General features: G+C 53.9%; 24 protein-coding genes. 17 read left to right on the forward strand and 7 right to left on the reverse strand.

Features of this window, described 5'->3' with window-relative positions; genetic code table 11:
• Positions 1–5 precede the first annotated feature (5 nt).
• Positions 6–1,106: a glycolate oxidase subunit GlcE gene (gene glcE, locus MOY_RS01990; RefSeq protein ID WP_009095958.1), complete on the reverse strand. Its 1,101-nt coding sequence runs from the start codon at positions 1,104–1,106 to the stop codon at positions 6–8.
• A gap of 51 nt (positions 1,107–1,157) precedes the next feature.
• Complete coding sequence (glcD, locus tag MOY_RS01995) at positions 1,158–2,657, reverse strand: glycolate oxidase subunit GlcD (protein ID WP_009095960.1); 1,500 nt, start codon at positions 2,655–2,657, stop codon at positions 1,158–1,160.
• A gap of 250 nt (positions 2,658–2,907) precedes the next feature.
• Between glcD and glcC the strand changes: the two genes are divergently transcribed.
• On the forward strand, positions 2,908–3,684 hold the full coding sequence (glcC, locus tag MOY_RS02000) for a transcriptional regulator GlcC (protein WP_009095961.1): 777 nt from the start codon (positions 2,908–2,910) through the stop codon (positions 3,682–3,684).
• 60 nt (positions 3,685–3,744) lie between these two features.
• Positions 3,745–4,269 (forward strand): gamma carbonic anhydrase family protein, encoded by a 525-nt coding sequence (locus tag MOY_RS02005; protein WP_009095963.1) that lies wholly within the window; start codon positions 3,745–3,747, stop codon positions 4,267–4,269.
• 99 nt (positions 4,270–4,368) lie between these two features.
• Here the strand turns inward: MOY_RS02005 and MOY_RS02010 are convergent, their stop codons facing one another.
• Positions 4,369–6,060: an L-lactate permease gene (locus MOY_RS02010; protein WP_009095965.1), complete on the reverse strand. Its 1,692-nt coding sequence runs from the start codon at positions 6,058–6,060 to the stop codon at positions 4,369–4,371.
• Between the two features lie 377 nt (positions 6,061–6,437).
• Here MOY_RS02010 and MOY_RS02015 point away from each other — a divergent pair, with 377 nt between their 5' ends.
• Entirely contained in the window at positions 6,438–7,130 is a 693-nt protein-coding gene (locus MOY_RS02015; protein ID WP_009095966.1) for a glutathione S-transferase N-terminal domain-containing protein, read from the forward strand.
• Positions 7,131–7,409: 279 nt separating this feature from the next.
• Positions 7,410–7,766: a phasin family protein gene (locus MOY_RS02020; RefSeq protein ID WP_009095969.1), complete on the forward strand. Its 357-nt coding sequence runs from the start codon at positions 7,410–7,412 to the stop codon at positions 7,764–7,766.
• Positions 7,767–8,013: 247 nt separating this feature from the next.
• On the opposite strand, the gene uraD is transcribed toward MOY_RS02020, so the two are convergent.
• A complete protein-coding gene (uraD, locus tag MOY_RS02025; RefSeq protein ID WP_009095971.1) occupies positions 8,014–8,553 on the reverse strand; it encodes a 2-oxo-4-hydroxy-4-carboxy-5-ureidoimidazoline decarboxylase in 540 nt (179 codons plus the stop codon).
• A 124-nt stretch (positions 8,554–8,677) separates the two neighbouring features.
• Between uraD and uraH the strand changes: the two genes are divergently transcribed.
• The 6 genes from uraH (at position 8,678) to MOY_RS02055 (ending at position 13,814) form a co-directional block, all read left to right on the forward strand.
• A complete protein-coding gene (uraH, locus tag MOY_RS02030; protein WP_009095974.1) occupies positions 8,678–9,031 on the forward strand; it encodes a hydroxyisourate hydrolase in 354 nt (117 codons plus the stop codon).
• 199 nt (positions 9,032–9,230) lie between these two features.
• A complete protein-coding gene (pyk, locus tag MOY_RS02035) occupies positions 9,231–10,715 on the forward strand; it encodes a pyruvate kinase (RefSeq protein WP_009095976.1) in 1,485 nt (494 codons plus the stop codon).
• Between the two features lie 4 nt (positions 10,716–10,719).
• On the forward strand, positions 10,720–11,493 hold the full coding sequence (modA, locus tag MOY_RS02040; protein WP_009095977.1) for a molybdate ABC transporter substrate-binding protein: 774 nt from the start codon (positions 10,720–10,722) through the stop codon (positions 11,491–11,493).
• On the forward strand, positions 11,493–12,161 hold the full coding sequence (gene modB, locus MOY_RS02045) for a molybdate ABC transporter permease subunit (protein ID WP_009095979.1): 669 nt from the start codon (positions 11,493–11,495) through the stop codon (positions 12,159–12,161). Before modA ends, modB begins: the two co-directional genes overlap by 1 nt.
• Complete coding sequence (locus MOY_RS02050) at positions 12,154–13,296, forward strand: ABC transporter ATP-binding protein (RefSeq protein ID WP_035539797.1); 1,143 nt, start codon at positions 12,154–12,156, stop codon at positions 13,294–13,296. The genes modB and MOY_RS02050 overlap by 8 nt, the downstream gene beginning before the upstream one ends.
• On the forward strand, positions 13,293–13,814 hold the full coding sequence (locus tag MOY_RS02055; protein ID WP_009095983.1) for a DUF192 domain-containing protein: 522 nt from the start codon (positions 13,293–13,295) through the stop codon (positions 13,812–13,814). Before MOY_RS02050 ends, MOY_RS02055 begins: the two co-directional genes overlap by 4 nt.
• 17 nt (positions 13,815–13,831) lie before the next feature.
• On the opposite strand, the gene MOY_RS02060 is transcribed toward MOY_RS02055, so the two are convergent.
• Complete coding sequence (locus MOY_RS02060) at positions 13,832–14,698, reverse strand: DMT family transporter (protein ID WP_009095985.1); 867 nt, start codon at positions 14,696–14,698, stop codon at positions 13,832–13,834.
• A 241-nt stretch (positions 14,699–14,939) separates the two neighbouring features.
• Between MOY_RS02060 and MOY_RS02065 the strand changes: the two genes are divergently transcribed.
• From MOY_RS02065 to MOY_RS02095, 7 genes are all read left to right on the forward strand, one after another.
• A complete protein-coding gene (locus tag MOY_RS02065) occupies positions 14,940–15,950 on the forward strand; it encodes a DctP family TRAP transporter solute-binding subunit (RefSeq protein ID WP_009095987.1) in 1,011 nt (336 codons plus the stop codon).
• A 68-nt stretch (positions 15,951–16,018) separates the two neighbouring features.
• Positions 16,019–16,498, forward strand: coding sequence for a TRAP transporter small permease (locus MOY_RS02070; protein WP_009095989.1), 480 nt, complete (start codon positions 16,019–16,021; stop codon positions 16,496–16,498).
• Positions 16,488–17,792 (forward strand): TRAP transporter large permease, encoded by a 1,305-nt coding sequence (locus tag MOY_RS02075; RefSeq protein WP_009095991.1) that lies wholly within the window; start codon positions 16,488–16,490, stop codon positions 17,790–17,792. Before MOY_RS02070 ends, MOY_RS02075 begins: the two co-directional genes overlap by 11 nt.
• Before the next feature lie 222 nt (positions 17,793–18,014).
• Positions 18,015–18,203 (forward strand): DUF2798 domain-containing protein, encoded by a 189-nt coding sequence (locus MOY_RS02080; protein ID WP_261341324.1) that lies wholly within the window; start codon positions 18,015–18,017, stop codon positions 18,201–18,203.
• 348 nt (positions 18,204–18,551) lie between these two features.
• Positions 18,552–19,532 carry a TAXI family TRAP transporter solute-binding subunit gene (locus MOY_RS02085; protein WP_009095995.1) on the forward strand — a complete coding sequence of 327 codons (981 nt, stop codon included), beginning with the start codon at positions 18,552–18,554 and terminating at the stop codon, positions 19,530–19,532.
• 140 nt (positions 19,533–19,672) lie between these two features.
• Positions 19,673–22,276, forward strand: coding sequence for a TRAP transporter permease (locus MOY_RS02090; RefSeq protein ID WP_009095997.1), 2,604 nt, complete (start codon positions 19,673–19,675; stop codon positions 22,274–22,276).
• 11 nt (positions 22,277–22,287) lie between these two features.
• Complete coding sequence (locus tag MOY_RS02095; RefSeq protein ID WP_009096000.1) at positions 22,288–22,716, forward strand: universal stress protein; 429 nt, start codon at positions 22,288–22,290, stop codon at positions 22,714–22,716.
• Between the two features lie 72 nt (positions 22,717–22,788).
• On the opposite strand, the gene soxZ is transcribed toward MOY_RS02095, so the two are convergent.
• Positions 22,789–23,607 (reverse strand): thiosulfate oxidation carrier complex protein SoxZ, encoded by an 819-nt coding sequence (gene soxZ / locus MOY_RS02100; protein WP_009096003.1) that lies wholly within the window; start codon positions 23,605–23,607, stop codon positions 22,789–22,791.
• Between the two features lie 27 nt (positions 23,608–23,634).
• A complete protein-coding gene (locus tag MOY_RS02105; RefSeq protein ID WP_009096005.1) occupies positions 23,635–24,681 on the reverse strand; it encodes a YeeE/YedE family protein in 1,047 nt (348 codons plus the stop codon).
• Positions 24,682–24,713 lie beyond the last annotated feature (32 nt).

Below are 24,713 nucleotides of genomic sequence, written 5' to 3' on the forward strand. Positions count from 1 at the left end.
CCTGATTAAAACGCCGCATAAAGACGACCGGGGTTGAAAATGCCATGGGCATCCAGCTCCGCCTTCAGGTTGCGATGGTACTTTTCAACCACTGAGTTGAGCGGAGTAAACGGCGACTCTGCCCCCCCATTGGCGTGGGGAGTATAACAAGTGGCGTGTCCGCCTGCGGCGCGGCAAGCCGCGCGCAGGGTGTCTGCGTCGAGGTGGGTTTTCACCCAGCGCTGGCTGCCGCCCCAGTCATAGAAAATGTCATCCTCAGCAATATCTAGCGCCAAACGGGGGGTGTGGGGCGGTAGTGATAACCGCCACAGCGCCTGCCCTTCGCCAAGGGTGAAAAATTCGTGCTGATGATCGCGCAGCTGCTGCCAAAATTCTGCGGAAAGGGCTTCGCCACCTAACCGTTCTTGAGTGGCGTTAACAGAGCTTATACCGCCTTCTAGGCGAATAAATAGCTCACCTGCGCGCCACGCGGCGGCGGTGATGGGTAACGGCTGACGGCCAAGTTCTGAGAGCTTGTTCAGCGCGTCGTCTAGTCCCATGGTAAGGCGAAGGCTGTGGCTGGCGTTGGGGATTGGCAGTACCTTAAATGAGATATCCGCTAGCACCCCGAGCGTGCCCTGGGCGCCGGCCATCAGGCGCGACAAGTCGTAACCCGCTACATTTTTCATTACCTCGCCACCAAAGCGCAGTAGTTTGCCTTCTTGGGTGATCACCCGGGTGCCCAGTACAAAATCTCGAGCAGCGCCTGCCCAGGGTCGGCGTGGGCCAGAGAGTCCGGTGGCCACGGCGCCGCCGATGGTGCTGGCCTCACTGAACATGGGCGGTTCAAAGGCCAGCATCTGATTGTGTTCAGCAAGTGCTGCGTTGAGTGCGCTTAAGCGTGTGCCCGCGCGGGCAGTCACCACCAGCTCTACGGGGTCGTACGACACTATGCCGCTGTGGGCGGCTATGTTGAGTGCTTTACCTTCTACCGGGCGACCATAAAAGGCGCGGGAGTCGCCCGCCACAATGCGCAGCGGCGTTCGCTCAGCGTAGGCGCTGCGCACTTGTTCGCACAGCTCGGCAGCAATGTCCTGGTCGGCAGCGTTAATCGCTAGTTCGGTCATGGTGATTCCTAATGATTATTTTCCTAGTGATGGTGATAACTAGGCGCCGCCTTAGAAGCGCGGTAGCTCCGGATGCGGTAACTCATTGTTATGCACATGCATAGCGCCAAACTCGGCGCAGCGCGCCAGGGTAGGAATATTTTTCCCTGGGTTCAGCAGGCGTTTAGGGTCAAATGCGGCTTTTAAGGCGTGGAAAACGCTAATTTCATCGGCTTGGAACTGGCTGCACATTTGATTGATTTTCTCTCGCCCTACGCCATGCTCGCCGGTAATTGAGCCACCGGCGGCCACGCAAAGCTCAAGAATTTTGCCGCCTACATCTTCCGCTAACGCTAGTTGACCCTCTTTGTTGGCATCAAACAGAATCAGTGGGTGCATATTGCCGTCACCCGCGTGGAAGACGTTGGCGACTAGCAGGCCGCTCTCTTCGGAAAGGGCGGCAATACCTTTAAGTACCCGCGGCAGTTCTCGACGGGGAATCGTGCCATCCATACAGTAGTAGTCGGGTGACATACGCCCAACAGCGGGAAAGGCGTTCTTGCGGCCCGCCCAGAACTTGGCGCGCTCGGCTTCATCGCGCGCCTGCTGAATGTCCGTGGCGCCTGCTTTCTCCAATACCCGGCGAACGGTATTACAGTCGTCGTCCACATCGGCTTCAACGCCATCCAGCTCGCAGAGTAGAATCGCTTCTGCTTCAACGGGATAACCCGCTTTGATGAAATCTTCGGCGGCTTTGATAGCCAGTTTGTCCATCATTTCCAGGCCGCCGGGAATGATGCCTGCAGCGATGATATCGCCCACGGCTTGGCCAGCTTTTTCGATATCATCAAAGCTTGCCATCAATACTTTAGCGGTTTCAGGCTTGGGTAGTAGCTTGACGGTGATTTCGGTGACCACCCCTAGCATACCTTCAGAGCCATTCATCAGCGCGAGTAGATCAAAGCCTGGGGCGTCCAGGGCCTCTGAACCCAGCGTCATGTGTTCACCTTCAATGGTTAGCACATCGACCCGCATGACGTTGTGTACCGTCAGGCCATACTTCAAACAGTGAACGCCGCCCGCGTTTTCGGCGACGTTGCCACCAATGGAGCAGGCAATTTGCGAGGAGGGGTCGGGGGCGTAATACAGCCCGTAAGGCGCTGCTGCTTCGGAAATAGCCAAGTTGCGCACGCCAGGCTGTACTTGGGCGAGGCGTGCGTCGGGGTCTACCTTAATGATTTGATTAAACCGCGACATCACCAGCAGTACGCCATGCTCAAGCGGAAGGGCGCCGCCTGAAAGGCCGGTGCCTGCCCCTCGGGTGACGACAGGTACGCTTAGTGCGTGGCAGCGTTTCAGCAGACCTTCAACCTGCTCTAGAGTTTCCGGCATTGCTACCAGCATGGGCAGTACGCGGTAAGCGGCTAACCCATCGCACTCGAAGGGGCGTAGATCCTCTTCGCGGTGAAGCAACGTTAACGAGGGAACGGTGCTTTGCAGGTCGCTAAGCACTTCAGCTTTGTCACGGTGGACGAATTCCCCATCGAGGCGTTCGTCAAAAAGGATATTCATAACGACATCCTAGCTTTTTATCATGAGAAGTAATGGCCACAGACTAACCGCGGCATTGTTATACCTACCGACCAATTTGAGCTTTTTTTGTGCGCCTGTCTAGGTTGTGGTGCAATGGTCTGACCAGTAATTAGTCGATAGCTAATCCCCTGCTAATTGCTTTCATCGCCTTGGCGTCTTCGTGAGCCAATAGCTATTGCAATGTGGTCTAACCCTAAGGGGTGTGAAGGGATGGCTAAAGGAGCAATCAGTGGTCGTAAGCAGTGACGATATTCCTATGGGGCGGCGCACTCCCGAGCATGTGGCCGCTAAGCTTGAGGAGTTAATTCTAGAAGGCGTTTTTCGCCCCGGCCAACTGCTGCCTTCGGAAAGGCGCTTATGTGAGCGCTTGGGCGTGTCTCGCGCATCGCTGCGCGAAGGGTTAAGAATTCTGCGCAGTAAAGCCATTATTAATACGCGACAGGGGCACGGTTCAACGGTGGCGTCGCTACTGCCGGTGCACCAGCAAAGCCCTCTGATGCATCTGTTTCGTGACCATCCGCGCACGCTGTTTGACTTGCTGGAGGTGCGTGCCTTGCTGGAAGGCGAGTCCGCCTATTTGGCCGCCAGGCGCGGTACGTCTATGGACCGCGTACTGATTACTCGTCGCTACCGAGCGTTAGCCGAGTATGCCGCTCAACCTGACGGCATCGATGTCGAGCAGTTGGCCCGGCTTGACCACGCTTTCCATTTGGCAGTTTCTCAAGCTTCCCATAATCCGGTGCTGGTCCATACGCTGCAGAGCCTAACTGATTTACTGCTGAGTTCCGTCTTTGCCTCGGTGAAGCACCTTTACCATCGCCCTGGCCCCAGGGAGATGATCAATCAGCAGCATGCCAACTTGCATGATACGGTGGTTAGCGGCGATGCAGAGCAGGCAAGGAGCATCGCGTTAGAGCATCTGACCAGTATCAGTGAGCTGCTGCGCGAGGTAGAGGCAGAGCATGACCGTCTCGAACGTTCGGCAATGCGCTTAGAGCAGTGGTAGCTATGCATTAGGGTTTCATCCGTAATGGCCGTGGGTGCCAGCTAATAAAAGGAGTGTAATGTGGCAATTTATCAATTTGGCGAGCTAACGCCCGATATTCATGATGATGTGTATATCGCCGATACGGCTGATGTGATTGGGCAAGTGACTCTCAAGGCGCGCTCAAGCGTTTGGTATCAAGCAGTTCTGCGTGGCGATAGCGATCATTTAGAAGTAGGCGAAGAGAGCAATATCCAGGATGGCGCAGTGCTCCATGCTGACCCAGGCTACCCGCTTAAAATCGGCAAGGGCGTCACGGTGGGACATCAGGCGATGCTGCATGGCTGCACGGTAGGTGATGGTTGCTTGATAGGCATTCAGGCGGTGGTGCTAAATGGTGCCGTCATTGGTGAAAACAGCTTGGTAGGGGCGGGGGCGTTTATCAAGGAAGGTGCGGTATTTCCTCCCAATTCGCTGATTGTTGGCTCGCCGGCCAAAGTAGTGCGAGAACTTTCTGCAGACGCAATAGAAGGGCTGAAGTTGAATGCGCAAAGCTATGTGATGCGTGGTCAGCAACATGCGACAACCCTAAAGCGTATCGACTAACCGTTCTAATCTGCCCTTAAAACGCCGCACCCCAGGCTAGGCCTGGGGTGTGGGAAGTGCGCTATCGATTTATTAGCCTTGCTTATCAGCTCGGACTATTTACATAAGCGGGTCGGTAACGCCTATGACATAGAACGCGATGATCGCAATGATACCGCTGAAGACCAAGTAGTAGATGGTCGGGATAATAGTTTTGCGAATCGTCGCGCCTTCGCGGCCAAGTAAGCCAACGGTGGCTGAGGCGGCTACAACGTTATGGATTGCAATCATGTTGCCCGCTGCCGCGCCCACTGCCTGGAGTGCCACCATCATCGCGGTAGAGAGGCCTAGCGATTGCGCAATGTTAAACTGGAACTCCGCCAACATCAGGTTAGAAACCGTGTTAGAACCAGCAATGAAGGCGCCCATGGCACCTACCGCAGGCGCAAAGAACGGATAGATACCGCCGACGTTGTCAGCGACCGCCTGAGCCATCATTACCGGCATGGAAACCAGGTCAGCACCATTAACACCAGAGTTGATCAAGATGCGCACCATTGGCACGGTGAAAATCAGTACAAAGCCAGCACCAAAGATCGTCTTGGTAGACTCTGATATTGCTGCGCTCATTTGGCGCGGATTCATCCTGTGCAAGAAGTACGTCACTATGACCACAGCAACGATGATGCCGCCTGGCAGGTACAGAGGCTGCAAGCCGCCGCTGACGCCCGTTTCACCGAAGATATTAGCCCAGTTCAGGTTGACAGAGGTAAGCGCGTTGCGCAGCGGCTCGACGGTGCGTGAAGCCACCAGGAAAATCGCCAGGAGTACGTAGGGAATCCAGCCTTTCAGCGTAGACATCGGCGCTTTGCCTGCTACATCATCTAGTTTGATCTGCAGGTTACCGATCCACTCATCGGGCCAAGAGGAAGATTCCGGGAAGTCCCACGTATCTTTGGGCAGCAAGAAGCCTCTACGTGCTGCAGGAACCACAATCGCTAAGCCCACCATCGCGCCAATCATTGACGGGAATTCTGGTCCTAAGAAAACGCCAACCAACGTGTAAGGTATAACGAAAGCGAAACCAGTGAAGATAGCGAAAGGCACAATGGAAAGACCTTCTTTCCACGAGCGATTAGCACCAAAGAAGCGCACCATAATTAGCACGAGAATCAGTGGCATTAAAATACCCACGATGCCGTGAGTAATCGCAACGCCATTGGTTACCATTTGGAAAAACACATCCCAGCTTGAACCTGTAGCTTCTAGCTGAGCGGTAATGCCAGCACGGTCAAGCCCGCTGCCTACCCCTACTACAACGGGAGTGCCCACGGCACCAAATGAAACCGGAGTAGACTGGATCATCATGCCGACAACCACCGCCGCTAAAGCGGGGAAGCCAAGCGCAACCATCAGCGGTGCTGCTACGGCGGCTGGTGTGCCAAAGCCTGAAGCGCCTTCAATAAAGCAACCAAATAGCCAAGCAACAATTAACGCCTGCACGCGGCGGTCAGGGCTAATGCCCGAGAAACCGTTACGAATAGCGGTAATGCCACCGGAGTGTTTTAGCGTATTCAAAAGCAGAATAGCGCCAAAAATAATCCACAGCAGGCCCGCGGTCTGAATCAAGCCCTGGACGGTCGAAGCGGCCACGCGGCTGAACGACATATCCCAAGCGGTCAGAGCGATAATCGCAGCGGTGAGGAAGACAATCGGCATCGCTATTTTGGCAGGTATTTTAAAGCCTATGAGCAAAATACCTGCTAGCAACAGCGGCAGAAATGCCAGGAGTGCAAGTGTAGTTTCATTCATGGGAGGAACGGCCCCTTGTTATTTATTTGGTATGCTCCGCAGTAGCCGACCAGCCTGCCACTGCAATACTGGTTGGGTCAGTGTGAAAGATACGTTTAGGTTGAGAGAATGACTACATTGGAAAATTGGTCTTACCAGAGTGGAGCGTGTTCTATATGAAGGTTTGCGCCGCTTTTGTTTTTCTATCCTGTTGTTTTAACTGTTTTTTTAATTATTTTTAGAAAAAATAATTCTGACAAGGTCATTAGACTAATAGACAGTACAGTTGCCAGTTAAAAGATCAGTATAGCCTTGCTTGCGTCATGAGTGGCTTACGCTCATTGTTATCAGCTGTAGCACTTTTAATAACTACAACCAACTTTACGGAGTTTCTGACAGTGGCAATTACTCTTTACGATTTATGTGGCCGCGATGAGCGTTTGCGGTTTTCACCTTATTGCTGGCGGGTGCGTATGGCGCTAGCCCATAAAGGATTATCGTTTGAGACCGTCGCCTGGCGGTTTCTTGAAAAGTACGTGCTCGCTTTTGCCGATTACGACAAGGTGCCCGTCCTCACCGATGGCGATACGGTGGTTACCGATAGCTTTGAAATTATGCGCTACCTAGACCGCACTTATCCCGATGCTCCCATGTTGGGTGAAGGTGCTAGCTTCCAGCGCGTGCTGTTTTTTAAACACTTCGTTGAGCGTAGCGTGACCCCGGCACTGTTCCGAATAGTAGCGATGGACTTACTGAACGCTATTCACCCTGATGACCGCGCCTATTTTCGCGAGACTCGTGAGGCCCGTTTCGGTGCGCGTTTAGAAGAGGTGCACCAGCCAGAGCAGGGGCGCCAGCAGCTTAAACAGGCGCTTGCCCCAGTGCGCGAGTTATTAAGAGAGAGCCCGTATTTGGACGGTGAAGCCCCAAGTGGAGCCGACTACTTGTTATTTGGCAGTTTGATGTGGGCCTACACGGTCTCATTAGAAGCGTTGGTTGAGACCGGTGACCCGGTGGATGCGTGGTTCACACGTATGCTTAATGTGCACGATGGTATAGCGGGTAACGCCATAACCGTGCGTGACTTGTAATAGTTGACCTAATTGCGGGAGTTGGGTTTTAAGATAGCCCGCTATGCTTCTTATTGAGTTAATTGATAAGTTTTTTTAAAGTACTGTTTTATAGCGGGTAATAGGTAGTTATTGAGTAGGTTTTTGATTCTCGGTGGCAGGTTTGCGAACGTATGATAAAAATCATGTTGCGCTGCACAAAAAGCACTGCTAGCTTTGTAGGTAGTAAAGGCAAACGCCTAACCATAAACCGCTTGCAACGGTGCATTGAATCGTTAACACGCTTAAGGAGACTACCTAATGAATAAAACAGTCGAAAAAACTAACCAGCAGCTTGAGTCCGCATTCTTAACGCCAATGCGCTCTTATACTCTGGCAGCGCTTGATTACTATGAGTTGCTTCTCAATGCCCAGTTAGATGCGGCGCGTGCATACTCAGACATGACGGTCGCTCAGGCGCGCACCTGGCTAGACGTTAAAGATGCGGAAGGCTTTAAGAAAGCCATGGAAAGCCAGCAAAAAACCGCTTCTGACCTGATGGAGCGTATGAAAGGCGATTCTGAGAAAGTCACTTCTATCAGCCAAAGCTTTATGGAAGATAGTAAGAAAATGACTGAAGAGAGTACTAAAAAAGCGGTTGAAGCTGTTAAGCAGTAAACCGCCGCAGCTTTAAGCTGAAAATACCGCGCCCTTGGCGCGGTATTTTTTTGGATAGAATAAATCTATTTTAAAGTAGCTGTGCGTATGCATAGTTAAAGGTGTTAATAATCAGTGGTGTTTTTAGTACAGTTTTTAGTACATTTCAGCAGACCCTACCGATATACGTTTTTTTAACGCTGCTCTTACAACACTGCTTTTACGAAGCGGCGGTTCGCTATTTTGCTTTCTACCCTTTAATGCGTTGCTACGTTGTCTCGGCTCGCGCTCTTAGCCGGAAACGAGCGATACGAATAATTTGTTCAATGGCGGTTTTTCGCTCCTGCGCTAAATTATTGTGTAAGCGTGTCTCAAACGCTGCCAAGATCGCATGGCGGTCAAGCCCTTTAACAGCGATAACAAACGGGAAGCCGAATTTAGCTTTATACGCGGCGTTGAGCTGTTCAAAGCGAGCAAATTCTTCAGGTGTGCACTGATCTAATCCGGCACCTGCCTGTTCCCGGCTGGAGTCTTCGGTCAGCTCCCCTGCCAGTGCAGCTTTGCCGGCTAAATCCGGGTGCGCTTGAATGACAGCAATTTGCTGCTCAGGGGAAGCTTGCTGCAGCATCAGTCCCATTAGATCTGCAAGTGCGTCGGGGGCATCATGCGTCTCGCTTAGCCCCTTTGCCCATGCGGCTTCTGCCACCCACGGTGAGTGCTCATAAATATCGCCGTAATGATGGGTAAAGTTTTCTAAGCTGCAGGTGCTCGGCGCAGGTGAAAGAGTAGGCGAGGGGGATGTAGGCACAAAAACTCTCCGAAGCGTTTTATGATGGAGTGAATGTATACAATAAATAGTAGCAATTGTACTCTTTGACCGATAGGTCAATCCTAGTAAATAATTTTAATAACTCATTTCAAAGGAGTGGCTTATGGGACGTTTAACCACCCATGTGCTTGATACCGCTAAGGGGCAGCCTGGCCAAGGCATTATGATTGAAGTGTTTCGACTTTTTGGCGATAGCCGCGAACATCTAGGCAGTGCGGTTACCAACAGCGATGGCCGCTGTGATACGCCTATTCTGGAAGGCGATGCATTTACATCGGGTGAGTACGAGCTAGTGTTCCACGCAGGTGACTATTTACGTACCCAGGGGGTCGCTGCTCAAGAACCGCGCTTTTTGGATGTTATTCCACTGCGTTTCGGTGTTGTGGATGCCAGCCAGCACTACCACGTACCGCTATTGCTCTCGCCTTATGGGTACTCTACCTATCGCGGTAGTTAACATGACCAATATAGTGGATGAAGAGTGCAATACCATCGGGGCCTGGGAAAGAATGAGCACCGCTCTTAAGCGACCAGCATATGGCTGAGTAGCCCAGCGCTAGGTGTAGCGCTTAGGGAATGTTTCATAACTGTCATGTATAGCGCGTTAAACTGATAAGCTAAGGTCATTAAACGTTAATTTGCATGGTTGGAACGCTATGAACGCACTGCACTTCTCTACAATTCGTCGCACTAAAATTGTCGCAACCCTTGGCCCAGCAAGCGACCGTGAAGGAGTGCTGGAGGCCATGCTCGCGGCGGGTGTGGATGTGGTGCGTTTGAATTTCTCCCATGGCACCGCCGACGATCATCGCCGCCGTTTGGTGAGAGTGCGAGAAATTGCCGCCCAACTTGGCCGTAGCGTAGCCGCATTAGGTGACCTTCAAGGCCCTAAAATTCGTATCGCACGCTTTCGGGATGGTGCGGTAGTGCTAAAAGAAGGCGAGCCGTTTGTTCTGGATATGTCGTTGGATAGTGATGCTGGAGATATCCACCAAGTGGGCTGTGACTATAAAACACTTTCGCAAGATGTTACTGCCGGTGACCGCCTCCTGTTAGATGACGGGCGTGTGGTGCTTGACGTGACCCACGTTGAAGGTCAGCAGGTGCATACCCGCGTGGTGGTAGGTGGCAAGCTCTCCAACCATAAAGGCATCAATAAGCAGGGTGGCGGGCTGTCTGCGCCGGCATTAACCGAAAAAGATAAAATCGATCTAAAAACCGCCGTTGAAATTGGCGTCGATTACTTGGCTATCTCGTTCCCGCGCCACGCTGAAGACATGCACGAAGCGCGCCGCCTGCTGGGCGAAGAAGGCAAAGAGATTGGCTTAGTGGCTAAAGTAGAGCGCGCCGAGGCCGTAGCAGACGACGCTACCCTGGATGGCATTATTGAAGCCTCTGAGGCAGTAATGGTGGCGAGGGGTGATCTAGGCGTTGAAATTGGCGATGCCAAACTGGTCGGCGTACAAAAGCGCATGATCAAGCGTGCGCGGTCGCTGAACCGCGCGGTCATTACCGCCACGCAAATGATGGAAAGCATGATCTCAGCGCCGCTGCCCACCCGCGCCGAAGTGTTTGACGTGGCCAACGCGGTGCTGGACGGCAGCGATGCAGTCATGCTGTCAGCGGAAACGGCCGCCGGTGACTATCCGCTGGAAACCGTAGAAGCCATGTCGCGGGTATGTTTAGGTGCTGAGCGTGAAAAAACTGCTCAAGAATCGGGCCACCGTATGCATGAGGGCTTTTCTCGGCCTGATGAAACCATCGCGCTCTCTGCAATGTACGCGGCGAACCATATGGAAGGCATCACAGCCATTGCGTGTATGACCTCGTCTGGCTATACGCCGCTAATTGCTTCCCGCATCCGCTCGGGTCTGCCCATTGTTGGCTTGGCACATAACCCTATCGCCCAGCGGCGTATGGCGCTCTACCGGGGCGTGGTATCACTTCCCTTTGATACATCTGAAATGAGGGCCACGGAACTCAACGACCAGGCGCTTACCCTGTTAGTGAAACAAGGGGTGGCAAAGTCCGGTGACTACGTGATTCTTACCCGTGGCGACCACATGAATGCCCATGGGGGAACCAATACCATGAAGGTAATGGCCATCACTGAGTTCCACGTTGCGCAAGCGCAGGCGTAATCTTATGCGCACGCTCCTGCTGGCGTTTTTTATGCTCTTTAGCACACCGGCATTGGCCGGTGCGCAGCCGCCGATAATCGCAGCGGCATCTGATCTACAGTTTGCGCTCACCGAAGCAGCGGAGCGGTTTAAGGCGCAGACCGGGGCAGGCGTAAGGCTCAACTTTGGCTCCTCGGGTAACTTTCGTCGTCAAATCGCCCAAGGGGCTCCCTTTGAGCTCTATCTTTCTGCTGATGAAGCCTATGTCTTTGCGCTTCATCAGGAAGGACATACCCTGGATGAGGGCACTATTTACGCCATTGGCCGGCTAGCATGGCTACAGCGTTCACAGCGTGGAGATTTGCCTGATGAAGCTGCCCCGTTAGCAGGCGTCGAGCAAGCCATAGCCGCCAGTGCTAACGGCACGCGCGAGCGCATCGCTTTGGCAAATCCTGAGCATGCGCCTTACGGCGTTGCCGCCCAGCAGGCGCTGAGCTATGCCTCGTTATGGGAGCCGGTCGCGCCGCTTCGGGTGCTAGGAGAGAATGTCTCCCAAGCGGCTCAGTTTGCGCTGGCAGATGATGCCCGCGGTGGCTTGGTGGCTTATTCGCTGGCGTTAGCCCCAGCCCTTGCCCAGCGCAGTGAGTACGTACTGATCCCTGAGGAGTGGCATGCACCGCTGCGCCAGCGCATGGTACTCACCCGCCAAGCGGGTGACGTGGCGAAAGCCTTTTATGCCTGGCTTCAGGAAGACGAAGCGCTGGCGATTCTCAAGCAGTATGGCTTTAGTACCGAGTAATGGATTGGTCGGCACTGTCTGTTTCACTCCGTTTGGCCGCCTTAACGTGCCTGTTTTTACTTCCCGTCGGAATATGGGCAGGTCGCGCCCTGGCAACGGCTAGGTTTCGTGGCAAAGGGCTATGCGAAGCCCTTATTGCGCTGCCGCTGGTGCTGCCACCCACGGTGCTGGGGTTCTATTTACTGCAGCAGTTTGGCCGTGACGCGCCATTAGGCAGCGTATGGGCAACGCTTACCGGGGGCGGATTAAACTTCACCTTTAGCGGCATCTTGCTAGCGTCGCTCATTGCTAATCTTCCCTTCGCCATTCAGCCTATTCAACGAGCCTTTGAACACGTGCCCGCTAATCTGCGCGAAGCTGCTTGGTGTAGCGGCCTTAGCCCATGGCAAACCCTCTGGCGTATTGAGCTGCCGCTAGTGTGGCCAGGTATTCTCTCCGCCGCTGCCTTAACCTTTGCCCACACGCTGGGTGAGTTCGGCGTCATTTTGATGGTCGGGGGCGCCATTGATGGTGAAACCCGCACCTTAGCCATTGCTATCTACGACCGTGTGCAGGCATTTGACGAGCAGGGCGCGGCGCGTATGTCGGCGCTGTTATTGTTCGTGTCCCTCACCACCTTGGGCTTGGTGTATGGCCTTGCAGGCAAGCGTAGGTGGGCGCGTGGCTAAACTAACGGTAACTGCCCAACAAAGCGGCCCAATACCGCTCAATGCGACGTTTAGCTGCGGACCCGGGGAGCTGCTGGCGCTGGTAGGGCCCTCTGGCAGCGGTAAAACCACGCTGCTGCGCACCATTGCTGGGCTTTATCAGCCTAAACAAGGTCAGGTGACTTGCGCCGGGCGTACATGGTTTTCAACATCTGAGCGGGTAGGCGGCAAGCGGATTTCGCTGCCTCCCCAGCAGCGTCAGATCGGCATGGTATTTCAAGATTACGCGCTGTTCCCTCATTTAAGTGCGCTGGATAATGTTCAACTCGCCCTTGGCCACCTGCCCCAGCCCCGGCGCTATGCTCATGCAACACAGTGGTTGAGCAAGGTGCGTTTAGAGGGGTTGGAGGCACGCTTTCCCAATGAACTTTCCGGCGGCCAGCGTCAGCGAGTGGCGCTGGCCCGGGCGCTTGCCCGGGAGCCGCAGGCATTGCTGCTGGATGAGCCTTTTTCGGCCGTAGATCAGGTCACGCGGCGCCGCCTGCAGCGGGAGCTGGCGCTGCTGCGCCAGCAAATACCCATTCCCATTGTGCTGGTGACGCACGATTTAGAAGAAGCCGCGGCGCTAGCAGACCAAATCTGCGTGCTGCACAACGGCACAAGCTTACAGCAGGGCGAGCCTGAAACGCTTTTCCGACGGCCAGCCTCCCCGCTAGTGGCGCGTTTGCTTGATCGTCATAATATCTTTGAGGGAGAGGTCGTGGACTGGCATGGTCAGCGCCGTCTCAAGTGGGGAGAATGGCTGCTGGAAGTAGGCGAAGAGCTCCAGTCGCTTGCCGTGGGCAGGCGTGTTGCCTGGTACCTGCCGCCATCGGATATCGTGCTGCACCGGCGGGGACGGCCATCCCATGGAGAGCGTGAAAATCCCGTTGCGGCTACGGTGTGTGAAATGGTGGTGCTTGGCGGTATAACGTCGATAGCGTTAAGAGTTTCAAACGGCGATATGCTACGTTTCGACATCGCGACGCATGCAGCCAGGCGTAACCAGCTAACCCTGGAAGAGCACGTGCATGTGTCACTCCTGGCGGAAGGGATACACCTTATGCCGGAACATCGTCCACACGTGGCGCCGCACAACAAAAGGAACCTGTTATGACCCTAACTCGTCGCCAGTTGCTAAAAACGTCACTCGGCGTTTCTCTGGCCGCCAGCCTGCCGCTACCGCTGCTTTCCGCGTGGGCGGCAGAAAACAGCCAAGCCACCACCTTGCCGCTCGCTATTCATAGCCGGGAAGGCCCTCACCGCTTGGATGTGGAAGTGGCGGAAACCACCGCCCAGCGCCAGCGTGGCCTAATGGGGCGTGAACATTTGCCGGAAACCCGGGGTATGCTATTTCGCTTCGAGAGCGAACAGCCGGCGGGCAACGCATTCTGGATGTACCGCACGCTGATTCCGCTGGATATTGCTTATATAGACGGTGAAGGGCGCATTGTGGCGATTAACACCATGCAGCCCTGTGAGTCTGAGGCGCCGCGTGAGTGCCCCACCTACCCAGCAGGGACAGCCTATTACTCTGCCCTTGAGGTAAATGCAGGCTACTTTGCCGAGCGCGGCATTCAAGTTGGCGACTGTGTGTCCGTTCCTGCCCTGGCAGGGTTCTGTCGTCCTGAGTAGTTAAGTGGCGCTGGTGATTATGCCACCTTGGCCGGGTGGCGCTTACCGATGTTCAACACGATGAGCGCGATGCCGGCAACCACTAAACCGCCGCCAGCAAGTTTGTGAAACCCTAAGCTATCGCCCATGAGTAGCGAACCCAGGCCAACTGCGAGTACGGGGATAAGCAGTGTCATCGGCACCACGCGATTAACCGGATGACGCCGCAGCAGCCCATACCAAATCCCGTAGGCCACAATAGACGACATCACGGCGGTGTAAATCATTGCTCCCCAGCCTAACCAACTTGCCTGCTGCATCGCCTGCCACTGGTTGCTTTCAAATAGCCACGACCCTAGTGCTACCTGGGGTATTGCAAACAGCGCCACCCAGCCTGCCAATGCAAGCGGTGCGATGGGTGGCCCGCGTTTGATCAACAGTTGCGATACCGCCCAGCCAAAAGCACTTAACAGTAGAATGGCCAAGGGGAGGGGCGTGGGTAACGTGGGTCCACCCGCTAACACGACGATCCCCGAAAACGAGAGCAGCAGCCCCGCGATACGTTTTGGGCCCAGCTTCTCTTTAAGAAATACCACGGCTAACAGCGTGGCAAAGGGAGTGCCCATCTGTACCAGCAGCGCCCCGGTGCCCGCTTCTGCCTGCCCCAGGCCAATAAACAAAAGCGCAAAGTGAAACGTGCCAAACGTCACCGAAAGGAGCAGTAAAAAAGGCAGCTGAACTCGGGCAACGGGGTAGAAGGGCACCAGCAGCGCAGCGACCAACATAAAGCGCAATGTGGTCATTAATAGTGGCGGAAGTTCTGCCACCCCCACCTTAATGACAATAATATTCAGCGCCCAAATAGCGATAACCAACAGGCTGAGCAACAGGTCGCGTAGTGGCACGTTAATGTCCCTGCCGTTATAAAAAGTGAGTTGCGTAGCTTAGCAGCAAGCGTTCGATACCGTAACGCTCGGCGTCCTTTGCACCAAAAGTTGATGGTTAAAAGGCGCATCAAGCGCTTTCTTTCACCACGTGAGTGCCTACAATGGAGCGCTCCTGGGTTAGCGGGCGATGCCTGTTAACGTAAGCTGAGCAGGATAAAAAATAGCAAGGCCCCATAAAAATCAAAAAAGGATCAATACAATGACGCTGACACGTTCTATGGCTCGCTTCACCGCTGGCTTGGCCGGTGTGGCACTGCTTTCTGCTTCACTTTCTGTCCACGCTCGTGAACTCTCGGTTTCCACGGTTTTGTCTGACGCCTTTCCTTGGGGGCAGGCCGCTGAAAAGTGGGCCGAGCTGGTTGAGGAGCGTAGCGGTGGTGACCTAACCCTACGGGTCTACCCGAACTCTCAGCTGGTATCGGGGGATCAAACCCGCGAGTTTTCCGCCATGCGCTCGGGGTTGATTGATGCGGCGGTGGGGTCAACCATCAACTGGTCCCCCCAGGTGCCTGAACTCAACCTGTTCTCTTTACCGTTCTTTATCCCCGATGAGACCGCCGTCGATGCAGTTACTGGCGGTGAGGCGGGGGAGATGGTCTTTGAAGCGATTGAGTCTCGCGGTGTGATGCCGCTTGCATGGGGCGAAAATGGTTTCCGCCAGGTTTCTAACTCCCGTGGGCCGATTAGCCAGCCAGAAGATCTAAACGGCTTGAAAATTCGTGTTGTCGGCTCGCCACTGTTCCAAGATACGTTCTCAGCACTGGGTGCAGACCCCACGCAAATGAGTTGGACGGATGCCCAGCCCGCGCTGACCACGGGCGCGGTTGATGGCCAGGAAAACCCGCTTTCCGTGTTTGACGTGGCGCGTATTGACCAAGTAGGCCAGGAGCACTTAACGCTCTGGAACTACATGAATGACCCGCTGATTTTTGCCGTCAACCAGCAGGTATGGCGTTCACTGAGCGAAGAGCATCAGACGTTACTGCGTGAAACCGCTGAAGAAGCGGGCGCATGGGAAATCGCCATGACCCGTGAGGAGGAGAGTGAGCGCTTGGCGGCTATTCAGGAGCGCGGCGTCACGGTAACGGAGCTAACCGACGAGCAGTATCAAGCCTTTGTGGATGCGACCCAGTCCGTTTATGAAAAATGGGCGCCGCGCATCGGCGAAGAGCTGGTAGAGGCCGCTCAATCGGCCATCGACGCACGTTAAGCATTTTGGTGTTTCAACTACCGGCCCTTACGGTTGAGGGTCGGTAGTTTTTGCTGTGAGGTTACCCCATGAAAGGCTTTCCCGATGCGCGGCCCGAGCGCTGGCTTGGTGCGCTTTCTCTTATTGTTATCTCATTGATTAGCCTGGGTAATGTGGTAACTCGGTACCTAACAGGCGGCTCGTTTTCGTTTACCGAAGAGTTTTCCGTTTTCCTACTAGTCGTGCTGACGTTTGCAGGCGCATCGGTGGCGCTAAGGCGCAACCGGCATATCCGTATTGGCTTTCTAGAACGGGCGCTGCCTGGGCGGTGGCGTAGTGCCTTGATTCTGTTTCAAGCCGTGTGTGGGCTGATCGTGTTGGGGTTGATTACCTGGTATGGCGGCAAGCTAGCATGGCAAGAGTACCAGTGGGAGTCGCTTTCACCGGGGTTAGGGCTGCCCCAGTGGTGGTATCTACTTTGGCTGCCGGTATTGTCAGCTGCCATGCTATGGCGCTTGGTTCAGCAAACCCGCGACAGGCTAGAAGGGAGGCTGAACAGTGACGCCTGATATCTGGATGATACTTGCCTTCGCAGGGCTGCTCATTGCCGGTGTGCCGGTGGCCTTTTCGTTAGCGCTTTCTGGTGCGGTGGGCATCTTGGCGGGGCTTTCCCCCGACATGCTGGCAACGCTGGGTACCAACACGTATAACAGCATTGCGAAATATCCGCTGATTGCCATACCCCTGTTTATCCTGACCGGGCTGATTTTTGAACGCTCGGGCGTTGCGTTGCGGCTAGTGCGCTTTGCCCAGGCGTTGATTGGCCCGCGCCATGGTGGCTTGGCGCTGGTGGCGGTGCTGGTGTGTATGATTATGGGCGGCATGAGTGGCTCCGGCCCTGCGGACGCGGCGGCAGTGGCCATGGTCATGTTGCCAAGCATGACCAAAGCGGGCTACCCGAAGCCATTTTCGGCAACGCTTATCGCTGCCTCAGCATCCACGGCGATTTTAATTCCCCCGTCGGTGGCGCTGATTCTTTACTCTATTGTGGTGCCTGGGGTGGATCTTCGCGCACTGTTCGCAGCTGGCCTCTTTCCCGGTATTTTGGCGGGGATGGCGCTATTGGTGCCAGCAATGATCGTTTCCAAACGCTACGGTTGGGAGGGCGGCACGCCGGTGGAGGGGGCTGAGTTACTCAGCGTACGCACGACGTTTAAGCAAGCGTTGCCTGCACTCTTTGCTCCGGTGCTGATTTTGGGTGGTCTCCGCTCTGGCCTATTCACGCCTACTGAAGCCGCAGTGGTGGCAGTTGCCTATGGCACGCTGGTGGGGCTTTTTCTCACCAAAGAACTTTCGCTGCGCGATTTGTGGGAGTTACTTGGGGAAGCGGCGATTATCTCAGGTGTGGTGATGCTGATTATCTCCCTAGCGGGTATTTTTGCCTGGGCGGGGACAATGCTGGGCACCTTCCGTCATTTAGCCGAGTGGATTATCAGCCTAACCGATAATGGTGTTCTGCTATTGATACTGGTGATGCTAGCGGTACTGGTGGCCGGTATGCTGCTGGATGCTATTTCCATCTATCTGATTATGATGCCGATCCTAATTCCTGTTATGCAGCACTTTGAATGGAATCCGGTTTGGTTCGGGATTTTATTAGCGATGAACATTGCTATCGGTCAGTTTACGCCACCCGTCGCCGTCAACCTTATGGTTACCACTGAGGTGGCAAAAATACGCTTAGAACATACTGTGGGCTGGGCGCTGCTGTTTGTGGTGGCCATGGGGTGCGCGTTGGCGTTGGTCGCTATTTTTCCTAGCATCGCGCTGTGGTTGCCGACGGTACTGGGTTACAACGTCTGATGCCGGTATATACCGATATATTTGTACAAAACGTAGCCACTGTTGACTTAAAAGTTAATGGTGGTTATTAGTATATTCCTTTTGGTTTTATAGTGCGCTGCTCGCACCTGCCGTAGTTACAGTGGCCATATTCACAGTGGCCGTAGTTACATTTGTCGTAGTTACCTTGGAGATCATATGCTGTTTCCCCCTCGCTTCGCCCCGATAGTGTTCGCGTTTTTAATGTCGATCTACATGGTCACACTAATGACGTTTGTAATTACCTGGGCAAATACAGGCCTGATGGATGGCTTTTTCGGGCGTTGGTGGCGCGCCTTCTATATTGCTTGGCCAGTTGCATTTTGTTTGATTCTGCTTGGCGCGCCACGGCTCCAGCGGTTGGCTGCAGTGCTTATAAAAAGACCACGTTAGTCCTAAACCTGTAGCAATATATGCGTGTGTTTAAAATATTCATAGGTCATGCACGACACGCATATATTCCCGCCATTCTCCCCAATTAACGCCCACTAAACGTTCAAGCCCGCTAGACTTACAAAATCCACAGCGTTAGTGGCGCTTGAAACTCAAGTCCTTGTGACAGAATGGGGTTTCGCCAAACGCGTGTTTTTTCGCTAAAGTAGTAATAGTCGGCACTAACTGTCGATGCAGTTAACAGATTGTCTTGAAAACGTTTTGATATCGAAATACCTGAGGGGAACCGTTCTGCAGGTGGTTTCAAAGCGCATAACGCTCACAACATCAAGATAAAGAGGTATCTCCATGAAACGCCATGTATTTTCTACCGCTGCCTTTTCAGGCGCGCTGATTGCAGCGGCAAGCTTTGCTTCACCGGCAGTAGCTCAAGATCGTTACATTACCATCGGTACCGGTGGTCAAACCGGCGTTTACTATGTGGTTGGCCAGTCGGTCTGTCGTATGGTTAACCGCGGAAGTGACGAGCACAACATTCGTTGTAACGCACCGTCTACCGGTGGCTCTGTTGCCAACGTTAACGGTATGAAAACTGGCGAGCTGGATATGGGCGTCGTTCAGTCTGACGTTCAGTACCGCGCTTATCACGGCGAAGCCAACTTCGAAGAAGATGGCGCCTGGGAAGAGATGCGCTCTGTGTTCACCATGCATGGTGAACCGTTAACCGTTGTTGCTCGTGCTAACTCCGGTATTGAAAATATCAGCGACTTCCCAGGCAAGCGCGTCAACATCGGCAACCCTGGTTCTGGCCAGCGCAACACCATGGATGTGGTCATGAATGCGTTCGGTTGGGATGAAAGCACCTTCGCGCTGGCATCTCAGTTAGATGCCGCTGAACAGGCTGCCGCGCTTTCAGACAACAATATCGATGCCATGGTGTACGTGGTAGGTCACCCCAACGGTTCCATTCAGGAAGCGACCACTACTATTGATGCGCGCATCGTGTCGGTGACCGGTGACGAAATCGATTCCCTGATCGAAGAGTATCCCTACTACACCCGTTCTGTTATCCCGGGCGGTGTGTACCGTGGTAACGATGAAGATGTCGAGACCTTCGGCGTAGCAGCAACCTTTGTCTCTTCTACAGACGTTGATGAAGACGTTATTTACGAAACCGTTAAAGCGGTTTTCGAAAACTTCGACCGTTTCAAGCGCCTGCATCCAGCGTTTGAAAACCTGAACGAAGAAGACATGATTGCTGACGGCTTAACTGCTCCGCTACACGACGGCGCAGAGCGTTACTACCGTGAGCGTGGCTGGATCGAGTAAAACGGTAGCGTGACGTGATACCCATAGCAGTAGATGAGTAACACTCACTTTTTGAGTAATAAAGCGCGGGCACCCTGGGTGTCCGCGTTTCTTGTTGAAAGCGCTGACTGTCAGCGCTGACCATTAGGTAGGGCAAGCGTATGCGTGATGACAAACACCCTTCGGCAGCCGCTGATAATGACCTTGAGGATATGGTCTCATCCAGCGACACAGGGGCACGGAAACCCCTGGGAGTACCCGGTAAGCTGCTTGTCTGTATTGCAGCATCGTGGTCGCTGTTTCAGCTATGGATTGCATCGCCACTCCCCTTTGTTTTTAATTTTGGCGTTTTTAATTCCACGGAAGCTCGCTCAATCCATTTGGCGTTTGCGCTTTTTTTGGCCTTCATGGCCTACCCTGCGCTAAAACGGTCACCTAGGGACCGTATTCCGCTGCAAGACTGGGTATTCGCAGCGGTGGCCACTTTCTGTGGCGCTTATCTTTTCTTATTTTATTCTGACCTTGCCCAGCGACCGGGGCGCCCCATTACTCAAGATGTAGTGGTGGGGGTTATTGGTATTGTGCTGTTGCTGGAGGCGGCGCGACGAGCGCTTGGGCCACCGTTGATGGTGGTTGCCGGTATTTTTATTGCTTACTCGTTGTTTGGCCCCCACATGCCGGGCATATTGGCTCACCGTGGCGTTAGCCTTCATGGGTTAATTAACCACCAGTGGTTAGGCACTCAAGGTGTTTTTGGTATTGCTGTTGGTGTTTCCACCAGCTTTGTTTTCCTGTTTGTTCTCTTCGGTGCGCTGCTAGATAAGGCGGGGGCGGGTAACTATTTCATTAAAGTGGCCTTCTCTATGCTTGGGCACTTTAAGGGTGGCCCGGCGAAAGCCGCCGTGGTGGCATCAGGTATGACCGGCTTGATCTCGGGGTCGTCGATCGCCAATACGGTGACAACGGGTACCTTTACGATTCCGATGATGAAGCGAGTCGGCTTTAGTGCTGAAAAGGCGGGGGCTGTTGAGGTCTCCTCGTCAGTGAATGGTCAGATTATGCCGCCGGTTATGGGGGCCGCTGCATTTTTAATGGTCGAGTATGTCGGCATTTCCTATGTTGAAGTGATTAAGCACGCTTTTTTGCCTGCGCTTATTTCCTATATTGCCTTGATTTACATTGTTCACCTTGAAGCACTCAAAGCGAACATGTCGGGTCTGCCGTCTAGCAACCCCGTTCGTCCGCTGCTAAATAAAGTGATTGGCTTTTTAACCGGCCTGATTCTGCTGATGGCGCTCTCGTTTGGTGTCTATTATGGGCTTGGTTGGCTAAAACCCCTGTTGGGAGATGCGACTTTCTGGGTGGTCTCTGTGGGTCTTGCGGCTGCTTACATTGGTTTGTTGAAGGTAGGTTCTTCTTATCCTGAGCTGGAACTAGACGACCCGAACTCACAGGTGGTCACGCTGCCTCAAACGCGACCCACTGTTATGGTCGGGCTGCACTACATTTTGCCGGTTGTCGTATTAGTATGGTGCTTGATGGTAGAGCGCCTTTCACCTGGGCTCTCTGCGTTTTGGGCAACGGTGTTCATGATCTTTATCATGGTCACCCAGCGCCCCATCATCGCTCTGTTCCGTGGTCACAGTAAGCTAGCGGCCGATGTAAAAGAGGGCTTCATTGACCTTTGGGATGGCTTAGTGGCTGGCGCGCGCAATATGATTGGCATCGGTATTGCGACCGCAACGGCGGGCATCGTAGTGGGTGCTGTATCGCAAACCGGCGTTGGGTTGGTATTGGCCGATGTGGTGGAAATCCTCTCCGGTGGTAACCTGATGATGATTCTGCTGCTAACCGCGCTGCTGAGTCTGATTCTAGGTATGGGTCTGCCTACCACGGCCAACTACATCGTTGTGTCGGCATTGATGGCGCCCGTCATCGTCATGCTAGGCCAGCAAAATGGCTTGATTGTGCCGCTTATTGCGGTTCACTTGTTCGTTTTCTATTTTGGCATCATGGCGGATGTAACGCCGCCGGTGGGGCTGGCCTCGTTTGCGGCTGCTGCTGTATCTGGGGGCGACCCACTGCGTACCGGCTTCCAGGCGTTCTACTACAGCCTGCGAACAGCCGCTTTGCCCTTCCTGTTTATTTTCAATACCGACCTGCTACTGATAGATGTGTCGTTCCTCCAGGGGATAGTCATATTTATTATTGCGACCATTGCCATGCTGATTTTTGCAGCGGGAACTCAAGGCTATATGGTGGTGCGTAGCCGCTGGTATGAGTCGCTGTTGCTGCTGTTGGTTGCCTTTACCCTGTTCCGCCCTGGGTTTTGGATGGACAAGATTCACGACCCCTATGAGTCGGTTCCGCCTTCTCAGTTTGTTGAGGCGCTAGGCCAGGTGGAAGATGGCAGTAACCTGCGCATACAAATTGCGGGTGAAGACGACTTCGGTGACCCCATGACCACCTACCTGCTTGTACCTGTACCTCGTGGTGATACGGGCGAGGAGCGCATGGAGCAGCTAGGCATAGAGCTATGGATAGAGGGTGAGCAAGCGACCATTGATTTTGTTCAGTTTGGCAGCTTGGCTCAGGATATCGGTTTTGACTTCGATCAGGAGATCATCGAAGTGCTCGCACCGGTAGACCGTTGGGCGAAGGAGTGGATGTGGATACCAGGCTTTGCCGTTTTTGCCTTGGTCGTTCTTCTTCAACGCCGTCGCCGTAAGAATGAGCGTTCAGAAAAGTCGGCTGCAGCAGCCTAAAGGAGGTCACCATGTATCAAAAGATATTATTGCCGGTTGATCTGAATGAGCCAGCGTCATGGCAGAAGGCACTGCCTACCGCGATCACGCTTTGCCAGACCTTCGGTGCTTCGTTGCACTTAGTAACTGTGCTGCCAGAATTTAAGATGCCCATGGTGGGTGCTTATTTTCCTAAAAACTTCTCTCAAAAAGCCCACGAGGCTATTAAAGAAGCCCAGCACACGTTTATCAAAGAGAACGTACCTGAAGACGTTAAAGTGCAAAGCGTGATTGTCGATGGTTCTCCTTGGGAGGCCATTATTAAAGTGGGTAAAAAAATTGATGCCGACCTCATTGTGATGGCTTCGCATAACAAGCGGAAGTTTGTCGATTATGTACTTGGCCCTAACGCCGAGCACGTAGTACACCACTCTAAGATATCGGTAATGATCGTACGCTAAGCGGTCACTAGCAACACCAACAACGCCAGGCTTTAAGCCTGGCGTTGTTGGTTTATGCAGCGTGCTTTTGTGTTAGCTGACCGATAACTCACTGGTGTGCTGGGCCTTTTCACCTTGGTCATCTTGCCACTCAAATATCAGTTTTCCACTCTGTTGCGGCGTCAAATGAAAACGCAAATAGGGGTTAGCCGAAATTGATTGATAAAGCTGAGCCTCGAAAGCGACCTCATCTCCCAGGCGCACGGTAAAGTGCTCAATTATGTGACGTGGCAAAGGCTCACCGTCACTGCCTTCCCTTAACCCGGTTTCCATTGGGTGGTTAATTAGCGTGCGGACTTCCAGGGCGTCGCCTGCAGCGACTTGTTGGTTAACGCTGACGCGAGGATTCGACAGCGGTTCAGGCTGGCTATCTTCGCCGCGCATTAGGCAGCCGCTCACGGTGATGCGTACCTCCTGAGAAACCGCGAAGGTTTGCCCTTGGTAGGTGTTGGCAACAGCCACCACGTGCTGGGTTTCATTAAGGCGCACGCGAGTGGAAATCTCAGGGTAACGGCTTAACTCGCCAAGCCGAAACGTGGCGATTTCGGGCTGAGGGTTGCCGGTGGCAAACAGGTGAATATCGGTTAAATAGTCGTTATCCGCTAATTCACCGTCGAACTTGATACCTAAGGGGACGGCTGAACCATCCTCTGAGACATGAGGCAAATCAAGCGTCAGGCCTTGGGTAATTGGTGTTTCGCCATTTAGAAGGTGCTGGACAGCATCCAGCTGTTGCCAAACCTCATTGGCCCAAGAGATGGGCGACAGCAAGACTAACCCTACGCCCGCCATGCCGTGTTGCAGAACTTTTCGACGAGATAGCGCTGATTTTATGCACCATGAACGAGACATACGCCTCTCCTAGATAACGGGATGTAGTCAATGTAGCGAACGGTGGTTGTTAGCCATGTGGGAGAGTGCCAACGGGCCTTTAACCCCCAGGCAGGCCCCAAGCAAAATGCACAGCAGTGCGATAAGGCTGGGTAGGGCAAGCGTCGACATACCGGTAATTCCTTGGCCTATTGAGCAGCCCAGTGCCAGGACTCCGCCAACCCCCATCATCATTGCTCCCACCATACTGCGCGCCATTTGGCCTGGCCCTTGGAAACCCTGCCAGTGAAAGTCGCGTCGGATCAGTGCCGTGATAAGTGCACCGAGAATAATACCCCCTACCACCGCGACGCCAAAACTGAGTCGAGTACCTGTTGAAAGCATTACATACTGCAATGAGGCACCGATAGGCGCCACAAACGTCAGGCTTGCTAAGCGTACCGGCTCAAAGTCATCAAAGCCGAGCACGCCCGTTGCGTACCAACCTGCCGGCACTAAAGACCCAACGATAAGGCCACTGACCCAGTCCCGGGGCGAGGCGCGAAAGTGTGCGCTAGAAAATGCCCAGGCAGCGATAGGTAAACCCAGCAGAGAGGCAACGGCCCACCCAGGCAGCGCAACCAGTCCGGCAATGTCCTGGGTGGTCAGTGGAATTGAGGTGGCTTGTTCAAGATAGATGCGCCCAGGCGCCAGCACGCCGGAAAGGGCCATATAGGCCCCAATGCCAAGGCACATCACCACGACCACACTGCGCAGGTTGCCGCTACCCAGTAAAACCAGCGAGCGGGCGCCGCACCCGTTAGCTAACGCCATACCGTAGCCAAACAGCAAGCCGCCTAGCGGAAGGGCAAGCCAGGAAAATGATGGCGTAATGTAAAGCGAGTTCGACAGTGAAAAGTAACCCAGAGCGGCAAGCCATTGGGTTCCCAGTAGTGCTGTGGCCATAGCAAGCACAAAGGCGCGGAGTTTGCGAGAGTCGCCCTTTGCACTATTGGCGACTCCACGCAGTAAACAGAAGCCGCTGGCCTGCCCCACGGCGCCAAACAGCAGGCCTATTACCACGCCTGCCCACAGGGTCAGCGCAATATGACTCATGTGAGTCTCCTTTTATGGCAAGGGGGGCTAGT

The organism is Halomonas sp. GFAJ-1, assembly GCF_000236625.2.
GTDB lineage: Bacteria > Pseudomonadota > Gammaproteobacteria > Pseudomonadales > Halomonadaceae > Vreelandella.